This is a genomic window from Microbacterium sp. J1-1 (genome assembly GCF_024498615.1).
Taxonomy (GTDB): domain Bacteria; phylum Actinomycetota; class Actinomycetes; order Actinomycetales; family Microbacteriaceae; genus Microbacterium; species Microbacterium aurugineum.
Window position 1 is genome coordinate 3,434,870 of record NZ_CP089590.1, and the last position, 21,975, is coordinate 3,456,844.

The following is a 21,975-nucleotide window of genomic DNA, read 5'->3' on the forward strand; positions in this document are numbered from 1 at the left end:
TTTCGGTACCGCGCGTGTGGCTACTTGAGACCTGCCATCTTGATGTTGCCGATGATCTGTCGCTGGAAGATCAGGAACAGGATGATCACCGGGGCGGCGGCGAGCACGGACCCGGCCATCAACAAGCCGAGCTCGGTGCTGCGCTCGGACCGGAACGTCGCCAGATACTGCTGGAGCACGAACTTGTCGGGGGAAGTGATCGTCAGGATCGGCCAGACATAGGAGTTCCAGTAGGCGAGGAACGCGGTGATGCCCATCACGACGAAGGGCGGCTTCGACAGCGGCAGGAAGATCCGCACGAAGATGCCGAAGCGACCGCAGCCGTCCAGCATCGCCGCCTCTTCGAGACTCTTCGGGATGTTCAGATAGAACTGGCGGATGAAGAACACCATGCCCGCGCTCGCAAGTCCCGGGATCACCAGCACAGCCAGGGTGTCGAGCATCGAGAGACGGGTCACGACGATGAAGCTCGTGAGCAGGATCGTCATCCCGGGGATGAACATCGTCGTGATCACGATGGTCCAGATCGCGCCCTTGAAGCGGAAGTCCAATCGGGCAAAGGCGTAAGCGGCGAGGGAATTGACCGCGAGACTCCCGACCGTGAACAGCACGGCGCCGAAGAACGTCCACGCGAGCGTCCGCAGGAACGTGGGGTCGGCCAGGATCTGCGTGTAGTTTTCCCACAGCCACACCTCGGGGAAGAACTGGAACGGTGTTTCGACGACCTCGGTCTTGGACTTGAAGCCGGCGATCACCATCCAGGCGAGCGGGAAGAGCGAAGCTCCGACGAAGAGTGCGCCGAGGATCACCTTCCCGAGGACGACGAGCCAGCCGCCGGGGGTGCGCGGAGCCCTCCGCGACGCGCGCGGCTCCTTGCCTGCGAGGACGATGCGGGTGGTCTCCTGCATGACGGCCATCTCAATCCACCAGCCTCTCGGAATTGACGAACTTGAAAACGAGAGCGGAGATCGTCCCCAGCACCACGAAGAGCAACAGGGCCGCAGCGATCGAGTAGCCGACGTTCACGTCGTTGCGGAAGTGATTGAAGATGAAGAGGTTGGGCAGGGTCGTCGAGTCCAGGGGCCCGCCCTGGGTCATGACGAGGGGGAGTTCGAATTGCTGGATCGCGGCCACGAATCCGGTGATGAGCAGGTAGAGAACCACGTTCTTCATCTGCGGGATCGTGATGTACGCCGTCCTCTGTCCCCAGTTCGCCCCCTCCATCGCGGCAGCTTCGTAGTACTCCGCCGGGATGTCGACCATCGCGGCGACCATGATCAGCGAGGTCAGCCCCATGCCGAGCCAGATGGCGGGAACCGCGATCGCCAGCAGCGCCCACTTCGGATCCCCGATCCAGGCGATCGGTTCGATTCCGAAGACGCCGAGGAAGGCATTGAGGAGACCACCGGAGTAGTTGTAGATGAGCACGAAGATGATCGATGCGATCACGGCGGAGATGATCGTCGGGATGTAGATGCTCACCTTGAGCAGGCTGGCGGCGCGACGTGAGACGCTGACCACGAGACTCGCGAACAGGAAGGCGAGGACGAGCATGATCGGCACGGTGAGCAGCACGAAGGCGAATCCTCGCCCGATCGTCGCCAGGAACAGCGGGTCCTTCAGCACGTTGGTGTAGTTGCGGACGCCGACGAACTCCGGATCCTTGTAGAAGCTCCAGTCCTGGAAGGACAGGTATCCGGCATAGATCGCGGGCCAGATGACGAAGATCCCGAGCAGCGCCACGAGGGGCAGCAGGAACCAATACGCGGTCTTGTTGTCTCGATAGCGATAGCGATTCTGCCGCTGCCGGATCGCCCTACGCTCTTCCACAGCCTGACTGGCCATACCCACCTCGTCGTGTCTTCGGATGCGTGACCGTCCGGGGCCGGAACCCGACCCCGGACGGTGAGCGGTGTCAGTTCTTCGGCGCCTTGTCGGGCAGTCCGTCGCGATCGATGACGGTCTGGATCGCCGCGTTCGCGGTCTTGATCGCGTCATCCATCGAGGCGGAGCCCTTCATCACCGATTCCATCGCGGTTCCGACAGCGAGGTTGACGTCCCAGGGGTAGGTGGATCCGGGGATGGCATCCGGGGCGATGTCGTCGACGATGATGCTCGACCACGGTGCGTTCGCGGCTTCTTCGCTCGCGGCGACCGCATCCTGCACCGACTGCCGCACGGGGACCTTGGTGAACTGCGTGTTCACGAAGAACGGAACGAGGTTCTCCGGGTCACCGGCGATGGCCCACGAGAGGAACTCGCCGGCAGCCTCCGGGGCCTTGCTCTTGGCGTCGACGACCCACGTGAAGTTCCCCATCGTCGTGGCGGTGCGCCCGTCCGCGTCCGGGGAGCTCGGGAAGGCACCCACCCCGGTCTTGGTGAGCAGGTCGGGGTAGTCCGACCCGATCTCGGACATCATCCACGATCCGGAGACCTTGAACGCGACCTTCTGCTGCCCGAAGTCCTCGCCTGCGACGTACGCGGCCAGCGGCTGCTTGGGCATGTACCCCTTGTCCCAGAGTTCCTTGTACTGCTCCATCAGAGAGCGGTAGCCGTCGTTGTCGATGGCAGGGGCGGTCCAGTCGTCCGTGAGTGCGAGGTGACCCGCGAAGTTGTACTGCTGCCCCACGGTGGACCAGGCCATGGTCACGGCATCCTGGGCCGGGGAGATGCAGTATTGCCCGTCGGACAGCGTCGGCTGGATCTTGGCGCAGGCCGCCAGCAGGTCCTCCCAGGTCTCCGGAGCCTTCGACGAGTCGACGCCCGCGGCGTCGAGGAGGTCGGTGTTCCAGAACAGCACGGTCTGCGGCTCGAGCAGCAGCGGGTAGGCGTAGTGGGTGCCGTCGATCTCGGAGATGGAGGTGGCGTTGTCGAGGATCTCATCCAGCGCCTCCTGGGGGACGATCGAGTCCAGCTCGTGCACGGAACCGGCGTTCACCAGGTCGTAGAGGTTGGCGGAGCTGGTGTAGATGTCGGGCGCCTTGCCGGCAGCCTGCGCGGCCTTCATCTTCTGATCCCAGGCGTCGGCGGGCACTTCGGTGTCGACGACCTTGATCTTGTCCTGCGAGGCGTTGAACTTCTTGACGATGTCGGCGTACCACTCGTTCTCCACGGGGGTGAACGTGCGATGCCAGAACTGGACGGTGGTGACGCCGTCTGCGCCGCCGTCGCCGCCTGCCGACTCGCCGGGTGTGCCGGAGCCGCAGGCTGCGAGCATGGCGCCCACGGTGAGCGCGCCGAGAGCGGCGAGCGTGACCCTGCGCGTACGAGTGGTGATTCTCATGGGTTCCTCCTCAGGAACGGACTCCTCATCGAGTCGCTGCTGTGTGTTCGGCTGCCGCCGACGAGCACCGGCCGTGCCCGTGGATCCTCAGTGACCGGGTAGCGCCAGAGTAGGCGAAATCGATTTCATGCGCAAGGCTCGATTCGCGCCTCGATCAGCGCGAGCGCTCCAGGTCGGCGGAGAACCAGAAGACGTTGTACGGGTCCCACAGCGATAGCGTGAAGTAGATCCGCCGACCGTCCTCGGTGACGTATCGGGGGTTCAGATACGGCGAGTAGAGCCCCGGATACTCGGCACGGGGCACGAGCTCGATCGCCTCGCCCCACGGACCCCACGGCGTGAGGCCTTCCCGGATATAGGCGCTACCGGCATCCGAGTAGGTCATGATCCAGCGCTCCAGATAGGTGGACCACATCACCGAGAGCTCGCCGATCGTTCCCTCCAGGATCGTCTCGGCATCGCTCAGCTCATCGCTCCATCGGGGCTTGTCGCCATCGAGGCCGGCGAAGTACGAGTAGGACGCCTGCTCCTCGACCGCGTCTTCGGCGGCGGGCACCCTCATCAGCTGCACCCCACCGAACCGCCCGGAGGGGATCGACCAGAAGTAGATCCAGTCCCGGCTGCCCTCTCTCACCTCGGCGGTCGCGAACTGCACGAAGTTCGAGTCCCCCGGCCACTCGACCCCCTCGACCGGAGACCAGGTGCGCCCGTCATCCCGCGAGACGATCAGGGCGGAGTAGTTCGAGTCCCACGCCCCCGGTTCCCCCCAGAACCGCACCGACATGTACGAGACGTAGATCGTGTCGCCGATCGCGAAGCCGTACGTGGGGATCTTCGTGACCTCACCACCCGCACCGTTCGCATCATGGTCACCCTCGATGAGAGGGGCGGCGAGTCCGATGTCGTCCTCCACCCACCCGTCGAAGTCGATCCCGTCCGCAGGGTCGTCGTCCGTGGTCCACGCGGCGACGTTGGAACGCCAGAAGCCGCCCTGACCGCCGATCGACTCGGGGTCACGCTCGCCGAAGGTGTCACCGAAGAAGAAGAACGTCTTGTCACCGACATTCGTCATCGAGCCGAGGTCGGTACCGGCGACGGAGACCGCGGCGGTGTCGTTCATCGCGTCGGGGCCGGTGAGCTGAGCGATCTCGGTGAGATCAGAAACCCCGTCGAGGACGAAAGGCTTGTCCGGGTCGGAGTCGACGTTCACGGGTCCGTCTCCGGCGCACCCCGCGAGACCGAGGAGAACGACGACGGATGCCGCGAGTGCAGCGGGGCGAGATGCGGTGATGACACGGGGCATGATCCTCCTCGATCGATGACGAATGACCTCGAATCTAGCGAAATCGATTTCAACACACTAGGGTCTTCGGCATGTCAGACTCCTCTTTCGACCGTTGGCTGCGCCCCTCCGGCGACCCGGTGTCCGAGCCCCGCTGGGGACACGTCGAAGGTCTCCAAGTAGGCATCCCCCCGCTCCCCGGTCCCCGAGGCCTGATCCGGATCTTCACCCCGTACCTCGAACACCCCCGCGAGCGGCTGATCAACTTCCTCGCCGTCGAGCCGATTCCCCTCGGCGCAGCCGAGCGCGGTTTCTCGGAGCTGGAGCAGAGCACCCTCGACACCGGCGAGCGAGGGAAGCGCTTCTGGTCAGCGGATGACGCCGCGAGTGCAAAGACCCCCTCGTCCCGGCCCCCGGCACGCGGGCGGATCGCCACGGCCGACGGCATCGAGACGCTCACCGTGTGGATCGGGGTCGAGCGATTCGACAACGGAGCGGACGTGAGCGTCCGGGTGCGCTTCTTCGCGGACCGCCCACACGAAGTCGAGGTGGCGGGCTTCGCCAATGAGAGCTCCGTCGCCCTCTCCCACCTGATCCTCACGGCGACGATGGGGAACTGGGCGCGATTGCGGCGACTTCAGCTCGCCGGCCGTGCCGTGACACCCGCAGAGCTGTGGCCGAACTTCTCCGGCACCGGATTCACCCGGCACGGACGCTTCCCCCTCGCCGAACTCACGCGCGAGGGGAGAGCGGCGGTCGTGAGCGCGACGGGTGACGAGGAGGATCCCTGGTCGGTCGATCACTCCGCCGACACCGCGGAGCACTGGCACTTCCTCGGCCGACGTGCGGTGCAGACGTGGCGGGTCGACGACCCCCACCCCGAGCTCGAGGCAGTGGTGAACGCGCGGTGGTCCTACTGGGCGAGCGCCTCGCCGATCCCTGGCGGTCCCGCCTACGAGAACTTCGAGATCATCGAGCCGTTCCGCCAGGGAGCGGCGTTCCGGTTCTCCGTCGAACCCCTCTGAGGAGCGCGAGGCGCCCGCCGGACACCGGCCCGCCGCCTCACCGGCAGCCGTCTCACCGGCAGCCGTCTCACCGGTGCGCGGCCACCACCTCGGCGACGGCGGTGCGCTCGGCGGCACTCGGCTCGGCGATCGCCATTCGGCAGTGCGTGTCGACCACGTCGAGCACGCGGTAGGCCTCCTTCATGCGCGCCATGTCGCCGCCGATGAGGGCGACCACATCGTCGACCGCGGCCTGCGCAGCGGTGATGGCTGCCGCATCCCCCGACCGCCCGGCGTCGGCGAGGGCGCGGAACGGCTTCGGCGTCACGGATGACACCCCGGAGACGACGCCCTGGGCGCCCACCTCGACGGCGGCGATCAGGTCGCGGTCGGCGCCGGTGTAGAGCTCGAAGTCGGCGGGCACGACGGCGCGGTAGGCGGCGATGTCGTCGAGTGAGAGCTCGCTGATCTTGGCTCCCACGACGTTGGGCAGCTCCGCGAGCCGCACGAGGAGCTCCGGCGACACCGGGTTTCCACTCCGCGCCGGGTAGATGTACACGTACAAGCGCCCGTCGCCGACGGCGTCCGACACCGCACGGTAGTACTCGAAGATCGAGTCGTCCGTCGCCTTCAGGTAGTAGGGCGTGAGCGCGGCGAACTCCACGGCGCCCAGCTCACGGGCGATGCGGGTCAGGCGCACGGCCTCGAAGGTACTGGGCCGACCGACATGCACGACCACGCGCATCCGCTCCTTCAACTCGGCCAGAGCGGCTTCCACGATGGCCGCGAACTCGCCGGCGTCCACAGCGGGGAACTCCCCCGTCGTTCCGAGCACGAAGGCCCCCTCGTTCCCCGAGTCGGCGACGAATCGGAAGATCGCACGCGAACCCTCGATGTCGAGGGTGCCGTCGCGGTGGAACGCGGTGGGCACGGCGGTCAGGATGTCGTAGCGGGTCACTTCTCGGTCTCCTCGGAGTTCTTGCGGGACGTGCGGGCTCGACGCTTCGGGGCGTCGATGTTGCGGACGGTGGAGGTGAGCAGGTCGGGCTGCGCGGCGAGCTCGTCGTGCGCCTTCTCGATCTGCTGGATGCTGTCGTCGTGGAGGATCGAATCCGCGAGGGAGCCGCGCTCGGCACGGGGGCGACGAGCGGCGCGGATCGCCGGCATCACGATCGAGAGCACGGCCAGGGCGAGGAGCACGAGCGCGATGGGGCTGACGACCTCGAAGAACGGACGCGTGGGCAGGATGGCCAGCGTGCGGGCGAGGTTCTCTTCGGCGAGCGGTCCGAGCAGGAGCCCGAGCACCACGGGGCCGGCCGGCACCTGCATGCGCTTGAGCATCACCCCGATCACACCGAAGACGAGCATCGTCACCACGGTCGAGAGGCTGTTGGAGGTGGCGTAGGTACCGATGATGCAGAAGATCAGGATGCCGCTCCACAGGTACGGCTGCGGCACGTCGAGCAGCTTCACCATGCCCTTCATCCGCACCAGGCTCAGAGCGAGGGACAGGATCGTCGCGATCAGCATGATGCCGACGATCGAGACGACCAGGTCGGGGCGGTTCGTGAAGAGGGTGGGTCCGGGTGTGATGCCCCAGATGATCATGGAGCCGATCATCACGGCCATCACGGAGTCGCCGGGGATGCCGAGTGCCATGGTCGTGGTGAGGGAGCCGCCCAAGGTCGCGCTGGAAGCACTGTCGGACGCGGCGACGCCCTCGATCGATCCCTTGCCGAACATCTCCGGACGCTTCGACACCTTGCGTGCCCGTTCCCACCCGATGAGACCGGCGATGTCACCGCCCGCGGCGGGGATGAGACCGACACCGAGTCCGACCGCGCCGCCGACCGCCGTGGCACGACCGCTCTGCTTCAGCTCGGACCTGTTCGGCAGCCAGCGACCGAGGCTGGAGATGGGGCGCACGCGGGACGCGCGATGCGTGAGCAACTGGTCGAAGAGTTCCGCGATGCCGAAGAGGCCGATGATCACGGCGATGAAGTTCACGCCCTCGACGAGGTCGAGCACCCCGAAGGTGAAGCGCTGATCGGCCGTCGCGGCGTAGGTGCCGACGGTGCCGAGCATGAGGCCGAAGAGCCCGGCGAGGATGCCCTTGAGCATCGACTTCGACGAGATGCCGATCATGATCGAGATGCCGAACACCACGAGGGCGAACAGTTCGGGGGACTTGAAGTAGTCGCGGGCGAAGCTGGCGATCGGGACGGCCGCGACCGCGAACAGCACCAGCGAGGCGAGGATCCCGACGGCCGAAACGATTGCGGAGATGGTGAGGGCGAGACCTGCCCTGCCCTGCTTGGCCATCGGATAGCCGTCGAGGGTGGTGGCGATGGAGGCGGGCGTTCCCGGGGTGTTGATGAGGATGGACGGCACCCGATCGCCGAAGTTCGCCGCGACGTAGATCGTCAGCAGCACGGCGAGGCCCTGCACGGGCTCGAGGGTCATGGTGAATCCCGCGGCAAGGGCGACGGCCATGGTCGCGGTGATGCCGGGGAAGGCGCCGACCATGAAGCCCAGCATGAGCCCGACGAGCATGTAGAGCAGGATCGAGATGTCGAGGAGCGAGTTGAGCCCCTCCAGGAGCGCGTTCACAGGGGGATCCTCAGGAGCAGCCCGAACACGACGTAGACGAACGCCGTGACGGAGGCGGGGTAGATGATCAGGCTCAGCCAGCGGCGGTGACCGTAGAGGAGCATGAGGGAGGCCATCAGCAGGGCTGCGGCGATCGGGAAGACCTCGATGCGGTACCCGAAGAGGATGACCGACCCCAGCGACCACAGCGCGATGAAGGCGCCCGTGATCACCAGCGTGGCGATCACGCGCAGATAGCCTCCGGGCTGGATGCGCTCGAGGTCGTCACGACCGGGTGCGGGGCGGGTGATCGCGATGGCGAGCAGCGCGATGGCGACGACGACTCCGGTGACCCCGATGACGAGCGGCCAGAAGCGGGCATCGATCTGACCCGGAGCGGCCTCGCGGCGCAGCGGGATCTGCGTCGAGAGGAAGAGATATCCGGCGGTGAATGCCAGGGCGAGGACGGCGAAGACGATCTCGAGAGGTCGCGACGCGGTCGCACCCTGGTACTCGTCGCCCGCGGAGGCGTCCGATGCGGAGGCGTCCGATGCAGAGGTCGACATGATGCTCCTTTCGTGATCCGAGAACTGAAGGAGAGCACTGCGGGGCCGGTGATGAGCCCGGCCCCGCAGTCTTCTCTACCGGGCTCCTCAGCCCAGGAGGTCCTTGAAGAGGTCGAACTGCTCGTCGACGAACGTCGTCCATTCGGCGGAGTCGCGGTACACGACCAGGTTTCCGGCGTCGGCCTGGAACTTCTGGTAGCTGTCGGATTCGACGGCCTCCTTGACGGCGGCTTCGAGCGTCGACTTCACGTCGTCGGGCAGACCCTTGGGCGCGTAGATGCCGCCCCAGCCTCCGAAGACGACGTCTTCGCCGATGGCCTCTTCGACCGTCTCGACGTCTTCTGCGTCGGGGTGGCGCTCGTCGTTCATGACGGCGAGGATGCGCACCGCGTCGCCCTGGGCGAGAGCCTCGCCGAGGCCGGAGACGGCCGCGACGGTCTCGCCGGATGCGGCTGCGGCGACGGCCGTCGCTCCGCCGTCGTAGGGCACCGGAGTGAAGTCGGCGTCGGTCGCGGCACCGAGTCCGAGGGTCGCCGCCTCCCAGATGGAGCCGGCGCCGGAGTTCGCGACCGTGACGGCACCGGACTGCGCCTGGGCGACGAGGTCTTCCAGCGTCTCGATCCCGCTGTTCGCACCGACGGTGACGACACCGGGGGCGAGCATGATCTGGCCGAGCAGGTCGAAGTCGTCCGGCAGCACGTCCGCGCTCTGCGTGGTGTTCAGCATCGCGATCTCGACGGGCGCGAATCCGATCACGTAGCCGTCGGGATCCTGCGCACCGACGTACTCCATAGCGAGCGCTCCGGCGGCACCCGGCATGTTCTCGGGGATGACGCTGACGTCGAGGATCTTCTCGAGCTCCGTGGCGAGTGCGCGCGACGAGAGGTCTGATCCTCCCCCGGGGTTGGCCTGGATGATGAGCCGGATGTCCTTCTCCGGGTAGGTCGATTCGGCGCCCTCGCCCTCTTCGACCTTGGTGCAGGCCGAGACGATGAGAGCGGTGGCTGCGAGGGCGGCGATCGCGGCAGCCGCCCGGGTGATGCGCTTGCGGGGCATCTTTGCTCCTCTACGTGGGTCGACCTTGTTGTCGACTCCCCCGACCGTAGCAGTGTTGACTGTTAACAGTCAACACTGGGACGACAGGTGCGCCGCAAGGGCCGCAGGCACGGCCCCGCACTCAGGCGTGGGTGGCGATCTCGCTCAGCATGCGTCGACGAGCACCGTCGAGGTGCTCGGACAGCACCTTCGCCGCCTGCGCCGGCGTGCCGGTGCGCATCACCTCCATGAGCGTCACGTGATCATCGGAAGACTCGTGCAGGTCTTCGTCATGGTTGATCGTGACCTCGAGCAGCGCGGTGAACGTCGGGAGGTACTGATTCCATGCACCCTCGAGACGCGGGTGATCGGCGAGCGCGTAGATCTGCGAGTGGAACTCGAGATCCGCGGTGACGAATGCGGCATGGTCGCCGCGGTCCGCCGCCTCGCCCATGCGGTCGACGGCCGCCGCCATCGCGGCCCAGCGCGCCTCGTCGTCGACACGCATGGCCCGCGAGAGGGCAAGCTGTTCGAGCGCACCCCTCAGGCTGTACAGCTGATCGACGTCATCCCCCGTGAGTCCCACGATGTACACGCCGCGGGGACGCTGCACCTCGACGAGCTTCTCGAAGCTCAACTGGGTGAGCGCATCGCGCACGGGTCCACGGCTGACCGAGAACTCCTCGGCGAGCGCTTCCTCGGTGATCCGCGCGCCGGGGGCGAGTTCGCCGCGCACGATGCGCTGGCGGAGCACCCGTGCCACCTGGGCGCCGAGGGATTCTCCGCGCGTGACGGTCTGCGTCATGGTGACCTCCTGTTAACTGTTGACAGGATACACACCACGAGATCGGTGTCTAGGCGTGTCCGCGCGGATCCCAGAGCACGACGTCGGTCGAGCGGCGGATGCGACGGCCGCTCGGCACGGGCACCACCCCCGCGGATCCGGCGGCGAACACCCGCACGCCGGGGCGGTTCTCGCGCTCGGTGCGTAGAGCGCTCTCGAGTACCGCGATGCGGTTGCGCAGCGCCCGGTTCTCGTCTTCGAGGTCGAGCAGACGCGCGATCGCGGGGAGGCTCACACCTTCCGAAGAGAGCTGGGCGACCTCGCGCAGCTGTTCGATGTTGCGGGCGGAGTACCGACGCGAGCCGCCCGACGTCCGTCCGGGGACCACGAGTCCGATGCGGTCGTACTGCCGCAGGGTCTGCGGGTGGAGACCGGAGAGCTCGGCCGCCGCCGCGATCGCGAACACCGGGGTGTCAGCGTTCATCACGAACGCCTCCGACCCCGGTGCCCACTTCGACGCTCGGTCATCGACGCGCCTTCGCCATCAGCTCCGCCCGCGGATTCTCCTTGGGCTCGAGCTCCTGGAACTTCTCCAGGGCCTCCCGCGCGGCGTCGTCGAGGTGCGTGGGCACAGCGACCTGGAGTTCGGCGAGCAGGTCTCCGGTTCCCTTCGCCGTTGCCACACCACGGCCCTTGACGCGCAGCACCCGCCCGGAGGGGGTGCCGGGAGCGACGCGAAGCTTGACCACGTCACCGCTGAGCGTCGGGACCTCGATCGTCGCGCCGAGGGTCGCTTCAGTGAAGGTCACCGGGACCACGACGCGCAGGTTGAGCCCGTCACGCGTGAAGACGGGGTGCGGGCGCACCGAGATCTGCACCACGATGTCGCCGCTCTCGCCGCCGTCGGGTGAGGGACGGCCACGACCGCGCAGACGGATCTTCTGCCCGTCCGCCACACCGGCAGGGATCTTCACCTTGAACGGCTTGCCGTCATCGCCCTGCAGAGAGATGGTCTCGCCCTGCACGGCGGTGACGAAGTCGAGCGTCGTGCGGGCGGTGACGTCGGCACCACGCTGCGGTCCGCCGAAGCCGCGGTAGCCACCGCTCGGCTGCCCGAAGCGTCCGCCTCCGAAGCTCGCACCCTGCCCCTGGTTGAACATCGCGAAGATGTCCTCGAAGTCGGCCGTCTGCCCTCGGCCCTGCTGGCCGAAACGGCTGAACACGTCTTCGAAGCCGCCGGCACCCTGGCCGCCCGCCGTGAAGCGGGCGCCGGAGCCCATGGCGCGGATCTCGTCGTACTCTTTGCGCTGTTCGGCGTCGGAGAGCACCGAGTAGGCCTCGCTGATCTCCTTGAACTTCGCCTCTGCTTTGGCATCACCCTGATTGGAGTCCGGGTGGTACTTCCGCGCAAGCTTGCGATACGTCTTCTTCAGATCCGCATCACTGACGTCCTTGGAGACCCCGAGGGTCTTGTAGAAGTCCTTGTCGAACCAATCCTGGCTGGCCATCGATCACCTACTCCGCAGGGACAGCGACGACGACCTTCGCGGGGCGCAGCTCGATGTCACCGAGGCGGTAGCCCACCTCGACGACCTCGAGGATCGTCGTCTTCTCGGCGCCGGGGGTCGGCTGCTGGAAGATGGCCTCGTGGCGCTGAGGGTCGAATTCCTCACCCTTCTCGCCGTATGCGGCCACCCCGAGACGCTCCACGACCGCACGCACCTTCTCGGCGATCACGGCGAAGGGCGTGCCCTCGACCAGGTCGCCGTGCTGAGCGGCACGGTCGAGGTCGTCGAGCACCGGGATGAGGCCCTTGGCGGCCTCGCCCTTCGCCCGCTCGATCTCGACCTGGCGCTGCTCCTCGGTGCGACGACGGTAGTTCGCGTACTCGGCCTGGAGGCGCTTGAGGTCGTTCAGCAGCGTCGACTCGAGGTCGGCGAGCACGGCGTCCTCCGCCGCGGCCTCACCGGTCTGCGTCGCTCCGAGGATGTCATCGACCGTGAGGTCATCGACACCGTCTTCGGGAGTCTCGTCCGACCCCTCGGCGGCCTTCGCCTCGGTGGAGTCCGGGTTCTGCGGCGCGGGGCCGGACGCCTGAGCGTCCGACCCCTCGCTGCGACCTTCGGCGGACTCAGGATTCTGGTTCTCGTCGAAGTTCTTGTCCGTCATGATTACTTCTTCTCGTCCTCGTCGTCGACGACCTCGGCGTCGATGACGTCCTCGTCGGAGGAGGGAGCGTCACCGGTCGGGGCCTCGCCGTCAGCCGAAGCGTCGGCAGCAGCATCCGCCTGCGAGGAGGCGTAGATGGCCTCGCCGAGCTTGGACTGCGACTGGTTGAGCTTGTCGAACGCGGTCTTCACGGCCTCGTCGTCTTCGCCCGCCAGCGCCGTCTTGAGCGCTTCGACGTCGGCCTTGACCTCGGTCTTCACGTCTTCGGGCAGCTTGTCGTCGTTCTCGGTGATCAGCTTGTCGATCGAGTACGCGAGCGTCTCGGCCTGGTTGCGGACCTCGGCGGCTTCACGGCGCACCTTGTCCTCAGCCGCGTGCTCCTCGGCCTCGCGCACCATGCGCTCGATGTCTTCCTTCGACAGCGAGGAGCCGCCGGAGATGACGATCGACTTCTCGGTGCCGGTGCCCTTGTCCTTGGCGGACACGTGCACGATGCCGTTGGCGTCGATGTCGAACGTGACCTCGATCTGCGGGATGCCGCGGGGAGCGGGAGCGATGCCCGTGAGCTCGAACGTGCCGAGCGGCTTGTTGTCGCGGGTGAAGTCGCGCTCGCCCTGGAAGACCTGGATCGCGACGGACGGCTGGTTGTCGTCTGCCGTGGTGAAGGTCTCGCTGCGCTTGGTGGGGATGGCGGTGTTGCGCTCGATGAGCTTGGTCATCATGCCGCCCTTGGTCTCGATACCGAGGCTCAGCGGGGTGACGTCGATGAGGAGGACATCCTTGCGCTCACCCTTGAGGACACCGGCCTGGAGAGCGGCGCCGACGGCGACGACCTCATCCGGGTTGACGCCCTTGTTCGCGTCCTTACCGGTCTCGCGCTTGACGAGCTCGGCGACCGCGGGCATACGGGTGGAACCACCGACGAGCACGATGTGGTCGATCTCGGACACCTTGATGCCGGCTTCGCGGATGACATCCTCGAACGGCTTCTTGGTGCGGTCGAGCAGGTCCTTCGTGAGGTCCTCGAACTTCGCGCGGGTGATCGTCTCGGAGAGCGAGACCGGGCCGGACTCCGTCAGCGACAGGTACGGCAGGTTGATGCTCGTCGAGGTGGAGGAGGAGAGTTCCTTCTTCGCCTGCTCCGCGGCCTCCTTGAGGCGCTGCAGCGCGATCTTGTCGCCCGCGACGTCGACGCCCGTGGTCTCCTTGAACTGCTTGATCAGGTAGTCGACGAGACGCTGGTCCCAGTCGTCTCCACCGAGACGGTTGTCACCGGCGGTCGCACGCACCTGGATCGTGGAGAAGTCGTCGTCCTTGCCCACCTCGAGCAGCGAGACGTCGAACGTTCCGCCACCGAGGTCGAAGACCAGGATGAGCTCGTCTTCCTTGCCCTTGTCGAGGCCGTAGGCCAGAGCGGCCGCGGTCGGCTCGTTGATGATGCGCAGGACGTTGAGACCCGAGATCTCCCCGGCCTCCTTGGTGGCCTGACGCTCGGCGTCGTTGAAGTACGCGGGGACGGTGATGACCGCATCGGTCACCGTGTCACCCAGGTAGGCCTCGGCGTCGCGCTTGAGCTTCATGAGGATGCGCGCGGAGATCTCCTGCGGCGTCCACTTCTTGCCGTCGACGTCGAAGCTCCAGTCGGTGCCCATGTGGCGCTTGACGGAAGCGATCGTCCGGTCGACGTTGGTGACGGCCTGGCGCTTCGCGGTCTCACCGACGAGCACCTCCCCGTCCTTGGTGAAGGCCACGACCGAGGGGGTCGTGCGGAAGCCCTCGGCGTTGGCGATGACCTTGGGCTCGCCACCCTCGAGGACGCTGACGACGGAGTTGGTGGTTCCGAGGTCGATACCGACAGCACGTGCCATGTGTTCTCTCCTTTGTTGGAAGTTCGTTGGGATCGGAAATCTGCGGCGATCAGGGAAACCTGAGTCGCGATGACTCAACTGTACGCCGGCGCTCCGCAGGTGTCAAATCAACTTGATACGAGTCGACTCAACTTTTTCAGAAGGGCGCGAGAATCGCCGGATCCTCCGTGAACGTGACGGTGTTCTGGGGCGGAGGCCGGTCCACGTAGACCTTGCCGGTCGGGCTCGTCCAGGCGTAGACGCCACCACCCAGGGGCTCGACCGCCCACGGCGAATGATGCTTGAGCACGTGATGGCGACGACACAGGTGACCGAGGTTCGACTCCTCGGTGGCTCCCCCGAGCGCGGCCTCGTGATGATGGTCGATGTCGCAGTCCACGGACGCGTACCCGCAGGTCGGGAATCGGCATCGCTGATCCCTCGCCCTCAGATGCCGCTTCAGATCCGGACCGGGACGATAGCGGTCGACCGCGAGGACCGCGCCGGTGACGGGGTGGGTGAGGATCCGGTCCCAGCCCGCTGCCGCGCCGGCGATCCGACGGGCGGTCGCAGGGTCGACCGGAGTGCGGCCGTTCAGCTCGGCCGGAGTCGAGTCCTCGCCGATCAGCGTCGTGACGGGGACCGTGATCGACACCGTTCCGCGAATCGCCGCCAGGAGCCCCTCGCCGCGATCATGTCCGGCCGGAGCGCCGGTGAGGAGCAGGTCGAGAGCGAGATCGGCGCGGCGCTGCGCGAGGGTGCGCTCGTCCGGCTCCGGAGCCGGGAGCTCCGGGGATTCATACTCCGAGTACTCATGCCCCGGGGACTCGTGCTCCGTGGATTCACACTCCGGGTACTCACACTCCGGGTACTCACGCTCCGGGGACTCGTGCTCCTGCACCGCCTCGGCCATCTGCGTGAGCCGCTCGAAGACCCCGTGCACGAGCGCCGACGGACCGAGCAGGCCGAGCTGCGTCATCCCGTCTCCGACGTCTTTCACCCACATGGATCTCTTCTCCCGCGCATCGAGGTGCCGCTCATCGATCGACCGCGCCTGGAACCGTTCAGCCACCCGCCGAGCCATTCGGCCGACACGAGCGGGAGACTCGATCTCGGCGAAGGGGATGATCTGAGCCGCATAGGCGGCGCGGCTCGCCGCATCGGGGAGGTGCTCGCCCGCTTCGCAGACGACTCGGGCGTGCGCCGCGCTGATGCGACCCGCCCCCTGCGCCTCCCAGACCAGCGGGAAGTGCTCCACGACCCAGGCCGCGTCGGCCATCCGGCGCTGCACCGTTCGATCACTCACCCGCAGGGCCGTGGCGAACTCCGCGGCGACCGTGCGGGCCGACATGTCTCCGTGATCGGGATGCCCCGCCTGCGCGGCCACGTCGAGCGCGAGCCGCGACCCGACCGCCAGGATGCCGTCTCGCGCGGCCTGCAGACTGCTGATCGTGCGCTCGACCTCGACGAGCATCTCGGTGAGCGCGGCGAGAGCATCCACCTGCTCGAGGGTCGCATCCGCCAGCGCTGTCATACCTTCAGTGAACCAGGGACCACCGACATTGAAACACCCAGATCAGCGCCAGAAACCAAGATACCGGAAGGGGCTGGGAGCACCTTCCCCTCCGCCCTGGACGAGCCGACCGCAGACCGGACCGAGGCGATACTTGACCCTGACACGGTGGCAGACGGGAGAACAGACACATGTTGTCCATCGGAGCGTTCGCGCAGATCGGCCAGGTGACCCACCGCATGCTGCGGCACTGGGACACGGCCGGACTGCTCGTGCCCGCCCACGTGGACGAGTTCAACGGCTACCGCTCCTACGACCCGTCGCAGTTGGAAAGGCTGCACCGGATCGTCGCCCTGCGCCAGCTGGGCTTCGGCCTCGACGACATCTCGGCCATCCTCGAACGGGGAGTCGATGCCGAGCGCATCGCCTCGCTGCTGCGGATCCGCCGGGCAGAGGTCGAGCAGGAGCATCGGATCGCCGCGGAGAGACTCGTCGACGTGGAGAGGCGCCTCCACCTCATCGAGAGAGAGAAGCACATGTCACGGATCGAGATCGTCGAGAAGCCCCTGCCCGCCGTCCGGCTCGCCGCCGTCCGCACGGTCGTCCCCGATCAGCCGGCCGTCGCCGGTGTGGTCGGTTCCGCCTTCGACGCGGTGGCGGACGCCATCGGCGGCGAACATCCCCTGACCACACCGATCGCCCAGTACACGACGCTCGACGACGGACTGGAGGTCATCGTCGGCTACACATATGCGGGCCCCGCGCGTGAGGAGTTCGACATCATCGAGCTCCCTGCGGCGGATGAAGCCGTCTGCGGCATCCACCTCGGCTCGATGGAGCACATCGCGGAGAGCTGGCATGCGATCCACGCCGAGATCTTCGCTCGCGGCCTCGTGCACGACGGTCCCTGCAGGGAGCTCTACGTCCGCGCCGTCGGCGACGACCAGTCCGATTGGGTCACCGAACTGCAGCAGCCCGTCCGACGCGCCTGAGCGGAATCACGCACTGAACGTGTGCGGGCTCACTTGCCGCCGGGAGGACCGATCAGCAGCAGGATGACGTACAGCGCGACGATGCCGACCACGAGCAGCACCGCGAGCACCCACGGCCGCTGCAGGAACCACCGCATCAGCCGGTCGTACCACCGTCGATCACGCGGATCCTCGGTCGCCGCGAGGCGCCAGGCTCCGGTGAGCCGGCCGGTACGGTGCAGCCAGATCTCCATCGGGATGGTCGCGTAGGGCACGACGGCGCTCGCGACGGCGAGCACGCCGACCCCGACATGCCAGCGCTGGTTCAGGGCGACCAGGATCGCCGTCGCCGCATAGCTCAGGAAGATGAAGCCGTGGATGCCTCCGCCCACCGTCACCACCACGCCGGGGGCGCCGACGGCGCGGGCGATGATCGCGGCGATCAGGATCGTCCAGGTGATCGCCTCCGCGATCGCGAGGACTCGGTACAGACGGTCGGGGGTGCGGAACACGGTACTCCTCGGGTGGGGTGCTTCCACCGTATCCGTCCCTCCATCCCCCTCGAATCAACCGAATGGTTGAGTCCGTCAAGACGGTGCGACCCGTCTCGCGCACCGACATCGGAATAGCAGCCCGCGCGACGACGTTGCCGAAGGCATGGTGACAGTGGATGCGGATGCGCTCTCGCACGTGCTCGGTGCGGTCGATCTCCGCGTCGGCATCGGACGCCGATCGTCGCTCGCCGCGGGAGCGCTACTGCCGATCCCCGCCGACGCCATCACCCTGGTCTACATCGTCGCCGGCGCCGTGCGGGGGCATCCTCCGCTCGGAGACGGCTGCCGTCTCGACGTCGATCCCGATTCGCAGCGACTCCGGCTCGACAACACGCAGGCGCGCCATGACCTGCTCGTGACGGGCGACGCGTTCCTGACCCTCGGACGGTCGCCGTTCGCGCTCGAGGCACACGACGAGACGATCCTCATGATCGCCGACATCGAGCTCGCAGATGTCGCATCACCCCTGCCCGCACTGCTGCCCCCGTTCCTCACCGTGACCGGCTTCGACGCCGTGGAGCCCGCGGCCGCCGCCCTCGCCCTGAACATGGGGGTGATCGACCACACGGTCACACCCGCCCGCCAGGGGGACCCGGTGATCTGCCGCCTGATGGCGACGACCGTCCTGTTGTCGGTCATCCGTGCCTGGGCGGCGAACGGCTGCGCGCCCACCGGCTGGCCCTCCCTGTCGAGCGACCCCTTCCTCGACCGCGTGGTCGACGCCATCCACGAGGAGCCGGGGCGCGACTGGACGGTCGAGCGCCTCGCCGGGATCGGGGCGATGTCGCGCTCGACCTTCGCCGAGCGGTTCCGCAGCGCTGTCGGACGCTCACCCGCCGACTACGTCACCGAGGTGCGGGTCGATGCGGCGAAGCGGATGCTCGACGCCGGACGCTCCGTCTCGGACATCTCCCGCGAGCTGGGCTACGCCTCGGACGAGGGATTCAGCCGCGCATTCCGACGCCGCACCGGGCAGACCCCCTCGTCCTGGCGCCTCGCCAACCGCACTCCCGTCCCGGCCTGAGCGACACCCGCCCGGGTCAGGCTCTGCTGCTGACCCGATTCGATGCGCCGAACAGCACCGCGCCGGCGAGCAGCGCGACGGCACCGATCACGTAGACCAGTTCGACGCTCAGAGTGTCCACGAGCAGTCCACCGATGCCGGCGGCGAGCGTGATCGCGCCCTGGAACCCCACGACGACCAGGCTGCCCCCGGCTTCGAGCCGATCGGGCATCCGGTGTCCGACCCAGGTGTTCACGACGATCAGCCAGGACGAGAAGAAGAAGCCCCACACCAGCACGACGATGCCCACGCCGACGATCGATCCGGAGAAGAGGATCATCGCGGTCACCGACACGGCGATCACCAACGGCGCGAACACCGCGAAGAAGGCGAACGTGCGGTCGATGACGAGCCCGATCGTGATGTTGCCGAGCAGACCGCCGACGCCGAACAGCGCGAGCAGCACGACGATGGTCGAGGCGTCGACGTCGGGGATGCGCTCCAGCGCGAGGCGCACGTAGGTGTAGGCGAGGAAGTGCCCGAGGACCACGAGCACATGCCCGACCATGCCGAGGCCGATGCCCGGGCGGCGCAGGGTGTCGACGAGCAGTCGCAGACTCGACGCCTGCTCCGCCGGAACGGAAGGCAGCGCGAACCGCAGCACGGCCGCGAGCACGACCATGAGCACGCCCGCGAGGGCGAAGACGGCCCGCCAGTCCATGAGCTCACTGAGCATGACGCCGAGGGGCACACCTGCGACGGTCGCCAGCGACACCCCGGCGGAGGTGAACATGACGCCGCGTCCGAGGTTCGCGGGTCCCGCGAGGCGCGCTGCCACGGTGATCGACATCGCCCAGTACGCGCTGATCGCGGCGCCCAGCAGGAAGCGCGCCAGCAGCACGATGATCAGATTCGGCGCGATCGCCACGATGAGGTTCGACACGGCCGCGGCGAGCGCCATCCACAGCAGCAGCGACCGGCGGTCAAGGCGCGGGAAGATCAGTCCGACCGTCGGGGCGACGACGAGTCCGACGAGCGCGGTCACGGTGACGGTCTGTCCTGCCTGGCCCGGGGTGACCCCGAGGCCGTCGGCCATCTCGGTGAGCACACCGTTGGGCAGGAACTCGGCCGTGACCAGCAGGAAGCCCATCAGCATGAGCACGATCAACCCGCCGTAGCGGATGCGGGTCGCCGCAGAGGAAGACACGGTGGGAACGGGGGCTGTCGTGGTCATGGTTCCACGCTCGCAGGATCCGGATGCCGCCGCCCGACCAGGCGTCCGCGGCATCCGACCGATCGTCCGGAGCGATCCCGGCCGGCCGGGCGTTGACCTCCGCCTCTGGACACGCTCGCCGCGGACGCCCTATGCTCGACGACGCACCGGGACGAGCCCGGGAAGCCCGAGCGGAAGGAGCCGAAGACATGAACACGGTCTTTGTCGCGCTTTCCGCCGACCACCTTCCCCTCGAGGCCACCCGCTCCTGATCCTGGCGTGGCCTCCCTCCTGGAGCCACACTTGTCTGATCCCTCCGCTTCCTCGGAAGCCGCGTCGTTCGACGCCTCCTCCTTCGAAACCCTCGAAACCGAACTCTCCTTCGCCGACGTCGACCCCGGTGAGGGCCAGCGCTGGTCCACGTGGCCGGCGATCACCCCGTCCGAGCGCGGGCCCGAGCCGTGGCCCGCGTGGGTGGTGACCTCGGCCGGTGCGCTCGACACCGAACGGGGCGTCCTCAAGACCGGCAAAGAGGCCGACGTGTTCCTGATCGAGCGCGCCGTGCCCGGTGATCCGGCGCAGCACACCCTGCTCGCCGCGAAGCGCTATCGCAGCGCCGAGCACCGCAGCTTCCACCGTTCCTCGACATACACGGAGGGGCGCAGCACCCGGAACACCCGTGACACCCGCGCCCTCGCCAAGAAGTCGAGCCACGGTCGCGACGTCGCAGCCGCGCAGTGGTCCTTCGCCGAGTTCGAGGCGCTGTGCCGGATGTGGGAGCTCGGCGCGCCGGTGCCGTACCCCGTGCAGGTGAACGGCACCGAGGTGCTGATGGAGTTCCTCGGCGACGCCGACGGCACGGCCGCACCCCGGCTCGCCCAGTCACGCGGCGACCGTGTCGATCTTCAGGAGTGCTACGCGCAGGTCGTCGATCTGATGCGGATCTTCGCGGCAGCCGGCTTCGCCCACGGTGACCTCTCGGCCTACAACCTGCTCGTGCATGAGGGGCGGGTGCGGGTGATCGACCTGCCGCAGATCGTCGACATCATCGCGAACCCGCAGGGACTCGACCTGCTGCATCGCGATTGCGTGAACATCTGCGACTGGTTCACCCGACGCCGCATCGACGCCGACCCCGAGGAACTGTTCGCCGAGCTGCTCGCGGCGCTCTACTGAGAGTCAGACGCCACGCGGGCGGCCAGCAGCGTCACGAGCTCGTACACCACATGGCTCGCGGCGATGCCGGTCATCTGCGCGTGGTCGTAGGCGGGCGACACCTCGACCACGTCCGCGCCGACGATGTTCTGCGACGTCAGGGCACGCAGGATCCTCAGCAGCTCCCGGCTCGTGAGCCCCCCGGCCTCGGGTGTACCGGTGCCGGGCGCGTGGGCGGGGTCGAGCACGTCGATGTCGATCGACACGTACAGCGGCTTGTCGCCGATGCGCTGGAGGATGCGGGCGATGCCGGCCTCGACGCCGTGCTCCTCGATGTATTCGCTCGACACGATCGAGAAGCCCAGGCGCTCGTCGTCCTCCAGATCCTGCTTCGAGTACAGGGGGCCTCGCGTGCCGACGTGACAGCTGGCGGTGAGGTCGATCAGTCCCTCCTCGCTCGCGCGGCGGAAGGGGGTGCCATGGGTGACGGGTGCCCCGAAGTAGGTGTCCCACGTGTCGAGGTGCGCGTCGAAGTGCAGCACGGCGACGGGGCCGTGCTTCGCGGCGACCGCGCGCAGCAGGGGCAGCGCGACGGTGTGGTCCCCGCCGATCGTGACGATGCGCTGCACCTGCTCGCCGAGAGCCAGGGCCGCGCGCTCGACCTCGGTCACGGCTTCCGTGAGGTCGAAGGGGTTGACCGGGATGTCACCCGCATCCACGACCTGTGCGATCGCGAACGGCGACACGTCCTGCGCGGGGTTGTACGGCCGCAGCAGTCGCGAGGACTCGCGCACGTGCGACGGACCGAACCGCGTGCCCGGTCGGTAGCTGACGCCCGAGTCGAACGGGATGCCCACGACCGCGATGTCGGCGCGCGGCACATCTTCGATCCGCGGCAGCCGCGCGAAGGTGGCGATACCGGAGTAGCGGGGGTTCACGGACGCGTCGATGGGGCCCACGTTCTCGGTCATGGCTCGTTCCTGTTCGTCGGGGAGGTCAAGAGAGGG

At 67.5% G+C, this 21,975-nt stretch carries 21 protein-coding genes; 4 read left to right on the plus strand and 17 right to left on the minus strand.

Annotated elements, in window-relative coordinates; all coding sequences use genetic code 11:
- Window positions 1-20: 20 nt before the first annotated feature.
- From LRQ07_RS16665 to LRQ07_RS16680, 4 genes are all read right to left on the minus strand, one after another.
- Window positions 21-908 carry a carbohydrate ABC transporter permease gene (locus LRQ07_RS16665; RefSeq protein WP_256535261.1) on the minus strand — a complete coding sequence of 296 codons (888 nt, stop codon included), beginning with the start codon at window positions 906-908 and terminating at the stop codon, window positions 21-23.
- Between the two features lie 10 nt (window positions 909-918).
- A complete protein-coding gene (locus LRQ07_RS16670; RefSeq protein WP_134352435.1) occupies window positions 919-1,845 on the minus strand; it encodes a carbohydrate ABC transporter permease in 927 nt (308 codons plus the stop codon).
- Window positions 1,846-1,915: 70 nt separating this feature from the next.
- Window positions 1,916-3,283 carry an ABC transporter substrate-binding protein gene (locus LRQ07_RS16675; RefSeq protein ID WP_232763949.1) on the minus strand — a complete coding sequence of 456 codons (1,368 nt, stop codon included), beginning with the start codon at window positions 3,281-3,283 and terminating at the stop codon, window positions 1,916-1,918.
- A gap of 154 nt (window positions 3,284-3,437) precedes the next feature.
- Window positions 3,438-4,586, minus strand: a complete 1,149-nt coding sequence (locus LRQ07_RS16680; protein WP_256535262.1) for a DUF4185 domain-containing protein — start codon at window positions 4,584-4,586, stop codon at window positions 3,438-3,440.
- Between the two features lie 71 nt (window positions 4,587-4,657).
- Here LRQ07_RS16680 and LRQ07_RS16685 point away from each other — a divergent pair, with 71 nt between their 5' ends.
- Complete coding sequence (locus tag LRQ07_RS16685; RefSeq protein ID WP_256535263.1) at window positions 4,658-5,590, plus strand: hypothetical protein; 933 nt, start codon at window positions 4,658-4,660, stop codon at window positions 5,588-5,590.
- 67 nt (window positions 5,591-5,657) lie between these two features.
- Here the strand turns inward: LRQ07_RS16685 and LRQ07_RS16690 are convergent, their stop codons facing one another.
- The 10 genes from LRQ07_RS16690 to LRQ07_RS16735 form a co-directional block, all read right to left on the minus strand.
- Window positions 5,658-6,527 (minus strand): dihydrodipicolinate synthase family protein, encoded by an 870-nt coding sequence (locus tag LRQ07_RS16690; protein ID WP_232763946.1) that lies wholly within the window; start codon window positions 6,525-6,527, stop codon window positions 5,658-5,660.
- A complete protein-coding gene (locus tag LRQ07_RS16695) occupies window positions 6,524-8,179 on the minus strand; it encodes a tripartite tricarboxylate transporter permease (protein WP_131493610.1) in 1,656 nt (551 codons plus the stop codon). The genes LRQ07_RS16690 and LRQ07_RS16695 overlap by 4 nt, the downstream gene beginning before the upstream one ends.
- Window positions 8,176-8,724, minus strand: coding sequence for a tripartite tricarboxylate transporter TctB family protein (locus tag LRQ07_RS16700; RefSeq protein ID WP_256535264.1), 549 nt, complete (start codon window positions 8,722-8,724; stop codon window positions 8,176-8,178). Before LRQ07_RS16700 ends, LRQ07_RS16695 begins: the two co-directional genes overlap by 4 nt.
- Before the next feature lie 87 nt (window positions 8,725-8,811).
- A complete protein-coding gene (locus LRQ07_RS16705) occupies window positions 8,812-9,780 on the minus strand; it encodes a tripartite tricarboxylate transporter substrate binding protein (protein WP_131493612.1) in 969 nt (322 codons plus the stop codon).
- A 121-nt stretch (window positions 9,781-9,901) separates the two neighbouring features.
- The gene (locus LRQ07_RS16710; RefSeq protein WP_232763944.1) at window positions 9,902-10,564 is read right to left on the minus strand and encodes a GntR family transcriptional regulator; all 663 of its coding nucleotides are present in this window, start codon (window positions 10,562-10,564) and stop codon (window positions 9,902-9,904) included.
- Window positions 10,565-10,613: 49 nt separating this feature from the next.
- On the minus strand, window positions 10,614-11,027 hold the full coding sequence (locus LRQ07_RS16715; protein ID WP_194239355.1) for a heat shock protein transcriptional repressor HspR: 414 nt from the start codon (window positions 11,025-11,027) through the stop codon (window positions 10,614-10,616).
- A gap of 40 nt (window positions 11,028-11,067) precedes the next feature.
- Entirely contained in the window at window positions 11,068-12,051 is a 984-nt protein-coding gene (locus tag LRQ07_RS16720; protein WP_232763942.1) for a DnaJ C-terminal domain-containing protein, read from the minus strand.
- 7 nt (window positions 12,052-12,058) lie between these two features.
- Window positions 12,059-12,712, minus strand: a complete 654-nt coding sequence (locus tag LRQ07_RS16725; RefSeq protein WP_047519806.1) for a nucleotide exchange factor GrpE — start codon at window positions 12,710-12,712, stop codon at window positions 12,059-12,061.
- Between the two features lie 2 nt (window positions 12,713-12,714).
- The gene (dnaK, locus tag LRQ07_RS16730; protein WP_047519808.1) at window positions 12,715-14,580 is read right to left on the minus strand and encodes a molecular chaperone DnaK; all 1,866 of its coding nucleotides are present in this window, start codon (window positions 14,578-14,580) and stop codon (window positions 12,715-12,717) included.
- Between the two features lie 136 nt (window positions 14,581-14,716).
- Entirely contained in the window at window positions 14,717-16,093 is a 1,377-nt protein-coding gene (locus LRQ07_RS16735) for an HNH endonuclease signature motif containing protein (RefSeq protein WP_256535265.1), read from the minus strand.
- 170 nt (window positions 16,094-16,263) lie between these two features.
- Here LRQ07_RS16735 and LRQ07_RS16740 point away from each other — a divergent pair, with 170 nt between their 5' ends.
- The gene (locus tag LRQ07_RS16740; RefSeq protein WP_232763940.1) at window positions 16,264-17,064 is read left to right on the plus strand and encodes a MerR family transcriptional regulator; all 801 of its coding nucleotides are present in this window, start codon (window positions 16,264-16,266) and stop codon (window positions 17,062-17,064) included.
- A 29-nt stretch (window positions 17,065-17,093) separates the two neighbouring features.
- Here LRQ07_RS16740 and LRQ07_RS16745 read toward each other — a convergent pair whose 3' ends face one another.
- Entirely contained in the window at window positions 17,094-17,555 is a 462-nt protein-coding gene (locus LRQ07_RS16745) for a DUF3817 domain-containing protein (protein ID WP_256535266.1), read from the minus strand.
- A 145-nt stretch (window positions 17,556-17,700) separates the two neighbouring features.
- On the opposite strand from LRQ07_RS16745, the gene LRQ07_RS16750 reads away from it, so the two are divergent.
- The gene (locus tag LRQ07_RS16750; RefSeq protein ID WP_256535267.1) at window positions 17,701-18,621 is read left to right on the plus strand and encodes a helix-turn-helix domain-containing protein; all 921 of its coding nucleotides are present in this window, start codon (window positions 17,701-17,703) and stop codon (window positions 18,619-18,621) included.
- A 16-nt stretch (window positions 18,622-18,637) separates the two neighbouring features.
- Here the strand turns inward: LRQ07_RS16750 and LRQ07_RS16755 are convergent, their stop codons facing one another.
- The gene (locus LRQ07_RS16755; RefSeq protein WP_256535268.1) at window positions 18,638-19,834 is read right to left on the minus strand and encodes an MFS transporter; all 1,197 of its coding nucleotides are present in this window, start codon (window positions 19,832-19,834) and stop codon (window positions 18,638-18,640) included.
- Window positions 19,835-20,116: 282 nt separating this feature from the next.
- Here LRQ07_RS16755 and LRQ07_RS16760 point away from each other — a divergent pair, with 282 nt between their 5' ends.
- On the plus strand, window positions 20,117-20,989 hold the full coding sequence (locus tag LRQ07_RS16760) for a serine protein kinase RIO (RefSeq protein WP_256535269.1): 873 nt from the start codon (window positions 20,117-20,119) through the stop codon (window positions 20,987-20,989).
- Here the strand turns inward: LRQ07_RS16760 and speB are convergent.
- Window positions 20,983-21,939 carry an agmatinase gene (gene speB, locus LRQ07_RS16765; protein WP_232763935.1) on the minus strand — a complete coding sequence of 319 codons (957 nt, stop codon included), beginning with the start codon at window positions 21,937-21,939 and terminating at the stop codon, window positions 20,983-20,985. The two genes, LRQ07_RS16760 and speB, sit on opposite strands and share 7 nt — an antisense overlap.
- Window positions 21,940-21,975 lie beyond the last annotated feature (36 nt).